General features: G+C 46.8%; 6 protein-coding genes. 4 read left to right on the forward strand and 2 right to left on the reverse strand.

Features of this window, described 5'->3' with window-relative positions:
- Both ACTIE6_RS16290 and ACTIE6_RS16295 read left to right on the forward strand, forming a co-directional pair.
- On the forward strand, window positions 1-255 hold a 255-nt coding region (locus tag ACTIE6_RS16290), incomplete at its 5' end, for a glycosyltransferase (protein ID WP_439557650.1).
- Between the two features lie 129 nt (window positions 256-384).
- On the forward strand, window positions 385-1,329 hold the full coding sequence (locus ACTIE6_RS16295) for a 3-oxoacyl-ACP synthase III family protein (protein ID WP_439557651.1): 945 nt from the start codon (window positions 385-387) through the stop codon (window positions 1,327-1,329).
- A gap of 75 nt (window positions 1,330-1,404) precedes the next feature.
- Here the strand turns inward: ACTIE6_RS16295 and ACTIE6_RS16300 are convergent, their stop codons facing one another.
- Window positions 1,405-3,399: a M1 family metallopeptidase gene (locus ACTIE6_RS16300; protein WP_439557652.1), complete on the reverse strand. Its 1,995-nt coding sequence runs from the start codon at window positions 3,397-3,399 to the stop codon at window positions 1,405-1,407.
- A gap of 134 nt (window positions 3,400-3,533) precedes the next feature.
- On the opposite strand from ACTIE6_RS16300, the gene meaB reads away from it, so the two are divergent.
- On the forward strand, window positions 3,534-4,520 hold the full coding sequence (gene meaB / locus ACTIE6_RS16305) for a methylmalonyl Co-A mutase-associated GTPase MeaB (RefSeq protein ID WP_439557653.1): 987 nt from the start codon (window positions 3,534-3,536) through the stop codon (window positions 4,518-4,520).
- Window positions 4,521-4,623: 103 nt separating this feature from the next.
- Complete coding sequence (locus ACTIE6_RS16310; RefSeq protein ID WP_439557654.1) at window positions 4,624-5,106, forward strand: lipocalin family protein; 483 nt, start codon at window positions 4,624-4,626, stop codon at window positions 5,104-5,106.
- A gap of 51 nt (window positions 5,107-5,157) precedes the next feature.
- Here the strand turns inward: ACTIE6_RS16310 and ACTIE6_RS16315 are convergent.
- Window positions 5,158-5,533, reverse strand: a 376-nt coding sequence (locus ACTIE6_RS16315; protein ID WP_439557655.1) for a YybH family protein, incomplete at its 5' end; no start/stop codon positions are given.

The raw sequence follows: 5,533 nt of genomic DNA on the forward strand, positions 1-5,533 counted from the left end.
CCGGTGATCACCTCCGACTTTCCACTGTACAAGTCCATTGTAGAACCTTCTCAATGCGGATTTTGTATTTCTCCTTACGACGACGCGGAGCTGTTGGACAAGCTGGTGTTACTGGCAGGGAATGAGCCGCAGCGAGTGCAGATGGGGAGGAATGGTAAGATTTGTGTTGAAAATTTTTATAATTGGAATCATGAAACACAAAAACTCCTCTCCTTTTACGTAGATATAGCAGACGCAGGAAAGGATCACCATTAAACCCGCTGATTATTATCATTTTATAAATTTACTATTGAATTGTTCAAATATTTAGTACTACGATTTCTATGAAATATTTAACTTTCGGAATCAAAAAGAATCGTAGTTTGCGGAGTCAACTTCTCAATCATGTATATTAATACAGTTAGTCATTATTTGCCAACCGAAGTTATTGGTAATGAATATTTTACAAATCTCAACAACCTGTCCAACGAATGGATTGTAGAACGGACCGGAATCTCAGAAAGACGTAAGGCATCAGCGGAAGAGAATACTTCCACCATGGCAATTAAAGCGGTTGAATCACTCCTTGAAAATATTCCTTACAGCAAGAACGAAATAGACCTGATTATCGGCGCTACTTATACGCCTTATGATACCATTGTAACGCTTGCCCACGCAGTACAGCACCAGCTGCAAATTCCGGATATTCCGGTGGTGAGCATTTCATCTGCCTGCTCTTCGCTGCTTAATGCAATCGAGATCGTAGAAGGTTACTTTGCATTGGGCAAAGCGTCCAAAGCATTGGTTGTCGTTTCAGACCACAATACTGCATATTACAATGAAATGGATACAGTTTCCGGTCATTTATGGGGCGATGGGGCGTCGGCGCTGCTGATCTCCAAGGAGCGTCAGACCGATTCGGATATGCATATCAAAAAGATCATCACAGGCGGAGCAGCTACCAGCGGAAAAGCGATTGAAGCAGTAGTACTCCGGCCAAATGACCGCGGCGTTATTATGCCATTTGGTCGCGATGTGTTCCAGAATGCGTGTATTTATATGCCAAAGGTAAGTCAGCAGGTACTGCATGCTTGCGGTCTTACGATTGACGATCTTGACTATCTGATCCCGCACCAGGCCAATCACCGTATCAGCCTCAATGTGATCAATACACTTGGAATTCCGGTCGACAAGCTGATTTCCAATATACAATACCTGGGAAATACCGGCTGCGCAGGTTGCGCGATTGCCTTGTCTGAAAACAAGGATAAGTTTAAAAAAGGAGATAATATCGTGTTAACCGTTTTCGGGGGAGGGTACTCCTACGGAGCAATGCTGGTTACCATTTAAATAGCAGCGCATTAAAAAAGCCTTCCGTCGGAACATATTGTTCAACCGGAAGGCTTTTTGTTTTTCCATACATTATCAGTTCACCTCTGGCTCAGCAAACATCTGTGGTTTCCAAACATTGTTGGACGGATTAACATCCGGCAATGCATGTTCAGGGTCAATCGTTACCGAGCGGATCGGCTGCTGGGTTGGTGCCTTGAAAGTCCAGGTACCGCCTCTTTGCCAGATTTCAACAGGCAGTTCAATGCGCGTTTTCTTGCCGCTTACTTCTTCAATGTCAATCTTAGCCGGCATGGCCCACTGATCCAGGTTTTCTATAGTGATAAACGAGCCGCGCTGCGGGTTTTGCTCTACGTAGCTGACACTTTTCACACTCTGATCCAGCTTGTAGTTCTCAAAGAACCAGCCTTTCCAGAACCAGCCCAGGTCTTCGCCTGCTGCATCTTCCATTGTACGGAAGAAGTCGTAGGGAGTTGGGTGTTTAAATGCCCAGCGTTGCACATATACTTTGAATGCATAGTCAAATCTTTCTTTACCCAAAACCTGCTCGCGCAGCATTTTAAGTCCCAGCCCAGGTTTCATATAAGCTTCCCAACCCAGGTTCTGAGCCTGAACTACATCAGGAACGGTCATGATAGGGTCCGCTTTGGGACGATAAATAAGCGGGGCCAGTTGGTGCAGATCGTTCATCTGCGTCGTTTTGTATTCACCGTTATTGAAATTGTCGCCGGACAGGAAGTTGATGAATGTGTTGAAACCTTCATCCATCCACGCGTATTTCCGCTCATTGCTGCCCACGATCATCGGGAACCAGTTGTGCCCGAATTCGTGATCTGTTACTCCCCACAGATCATCCTTGCGGCTTTTGCTGCTGCAAAATACGATACCAGGGTATTCCATTCCGCCAACAATACCGCCTACATTGGTAGCAACCGGGTAAGTATATTCATGAATATATTTTGAATAAAACTCGATACAGCCTTTTACGTATTCGGTAGAGCGGCCCCAGCCATCCAGCCCGCCGTCCTCAGCAGGGTATACCGATTGCGCCAATGCTGTTTTTCCATTTGGCAAATTCATTCTCGCTGCGTCCCACACAAATGCTTTTGAAGTGGCCCATGCAATATCACGCGCCTGCAAACAACGGAACCGCCACGTAAGCGTGCCCGATTTTTTCGGTCTGGTAGCAGGATTTGAAACTTCTTCCGCCGACCGGATCATCACAGTCTGGTCACTTTTAGCGGCATTTGCCAGCCTTGTTCTTTGCTCTGAGGTAAGTACTTCACCCGGATTCAGCAGCTCACCCGAACCCACCACGATATGGTCCCAGGGCACAGTTACATTGTATTCAAAATCCCCGTATTCCAGGTAAAATTCACCAGCTCCCAGGTAAGGCAGCACATTCCATCCTTCTATATCGTCAAAAACAGCTACCCGGGGATACCATTGTGCCATTTCATACACGATGCCGTTTTTTGTTTCCAACGTTCCCATGCGGTCTGAACCGTACTCGGGAATTTTGAAAGAGTAAGCAACTCTGATTTTGATCACGTCCCCATTTGCTTTCACCGGATTTTTCAGGCGGATCTGCATGCGGGTATCCGTGATTTTGTAATCAGCTTCAACAAACTTGTCTTTGCCCTGCTGGATAGTAACTGTTGTAATGGAATCACCTCCATTGAAGCCGGTGTTACCAAACCGCCCGCCTGTTACCGGCGTGGTTTTTCCACCTCTGGACTTGTCGCTGAATGCATTCTGATCCAGTTGCAGCCAGATAAATTCAAGATTTTCGGGACTGTTATTTTTGTAAGTCAGCTCCACATCCCCGCTCACTGTTCCTTTCGCCTCATCGAGCGCAACGTTGATTTTATAGTCGGCTTTGTTCTGCCAGTATTTAGGTCCCGGCGCGCCGCTGCCCGTGCGGTATTCGTTGCCAGGCTGAAAGTTGAACAGCGGGTGAAACAATACGTGTGCGTCATAAGCCCCTTTTCCAGCCTCCTGTGCACTTGCGCTAAAAAAGCCCAGACTGCTTACCAAAAGCAAACCCAGACGAACCATCGAAATTTTCATTCTGATCAATATAATTGGAAAATATAGAATTGAAAACGACCAAGATACGCCTTTTCGCCTTTTCTCATATAAAAAGTTTAATTTTCGGCGACGAACAACATACTGTCTGCAAGGCAGTATTTTAATCAAAAACTATGCGGGAGCGCCTTTCTTCAGAAGCTTACGTCAACGGTATCCTCGCCGGCGACCGCATCCTCCTGAGTCGCGCCATTACTGTCATCGAAAGCCGGCTGCAAGTGGACCGCGAACTGGCGCATTCCATTCTTCAAAACGTTTTGCCGCATTCAGGAAATGCATTGCGCGTGGGGATCACGGGGGTACCCGGCGTAGGAAAAAGTACATTCATTGAGGCACTCGGCGCGCACCTTACCTCGCTTGGAAAACGCGTGGCGGTGCTCACAATAGATCCCACAAGCTCCAAAACCGGGGGAAGTATACTCGGTGATAAGACCAGAATGGAAGAGCTGGTCCGAAACCCACTGGCATTTATCCGTCCGTCTGCCACGGGCTTGTCGCTCGGCGGCGTTGCGCGAAATACCCGGGAGGCGATGATGCTCTGTGAGGCGGCAGGTTACGATGTGATCCTGGTAGAAACTGTCGGCGTAGGACAATCGGAAACCCTGGTAAAAGGAATGACAGATTTTTTCCTGCTGCTTACTCTGCCCGGTGCAGGCGACGAGTTACAAGGGATTAAAAAGGGAATTATGGAAATGGTTGACGCCATTGTGGTCAACAAGGCAGATGCAAATCATACACAGCAAACGGAAACCGCCATTTCTGATTATCAGAATGCATTGCATTTAATGCCACTGCCAAGCTCCGGTGTTCCGGTGAAGGTAATGTCGTGCTCGGCAATAGCTAACATCGGCATTACAGAGATCTGGAATGTGATTGCTGAGTTTGAAAGTGCGACCCGGCGCAGCGGTTATTTTGAAAAAACACGCGCATTGCAACAAATAGACTGGATGCACGAACTGATCCGGCAAATGCTGGAAGATCGTTTTTATGAAAACAATAAGGTTAAAACTTCGTTACCAGACCTCGAAACAGCTGTCCGGGAAGGGAATTTGCTTCCTGCAGTCGCTGCAAAAGAGCTGATCGCATTATGGTTGAAGCCGTAATTTTTCCGCTTCACGGTTATAAAGTTTTTGTCAAAAGCATTTTTCAGGTAGGTTTGAACGTTAAACTTACCATTTCCCAACTGATCACATTAATTCAAAATCCATGAAAATCACTCATTACGCAACCAGGTCCCTCTATGCGATGCTGTTCGCGATGGCTTTGATAGTAAGTGCCTGTAAAGACGACAAAGAGCCCGAAGCTGAGCCGCTCGACAACAATCCGATTGTAGGTACCTGGCGGCTGACTGCAATTACACCCGAGCCGGGCGCTCCTCCTATTCAAAACATCGAGCAGATTAAGGCAGTAATTCCGTGTATTTTTGAGATGAAACTAACCTTCAATGCAAATAATACCATCGCAACAGCCGATTGCCCGGTGGCAGTAACTGCAATAGGCACGCTCGTTCCCGTGGGTACCAGTGCAAAATGGAAGGTGAATGGCGATAAACTTACATTGACTGAGGGAAATAACTCCGAAGAATTCAAGATTACGCAAACACAAACAGACCTGACTGTGGTCGTGAACACAAACACAGATACCACCAAGCCGCCTGTGAATGCATTGCTTATTTTCAAAAGAGTATAGGCGAAGCGATATTTAGCAGGAAAGCCGGGCATCAACCCGGCTTTCTTGTTTTCAGCCACTTGTATGATCGCAGATGATCAGCCATTTTCCTTTTATTTTCTTGAAAAGTAATGTGTAGTGTCCTTCCAGATCGCCTTTTTCAGGCCGGGTCAGATGGAATTTACCCACAACAAATGCGACACCGGGGCCTGGAAATGAGAAATTCAGGAATGTAAATTTCAGCTTGCCCATTGTTGCATTATCGGGATAGCTCTTCATGTAGCGCTCGTAAGTCGCTTTGTACCCGTAAGTAATACCTGCCTTTCCCACAAACATCAGCGAGTCAGAATTCCAGTATCCGTTCATGAAGGATTTGATATTTCCCTGATTCCAGTCCGCCTCCTGCTGCCGGAGTATCGCCAGCACTTCTTCCTTATCCTTGTCCGAT

Origin of the sequence: Dyadobacter sp. (assembly GCF_051859145.1) — a bacterium.
Lineage (GTDB): Bacteria > Bacteroidota > Bacteroidia > Cytophagales > Spirosomataceae > Dyadobacter.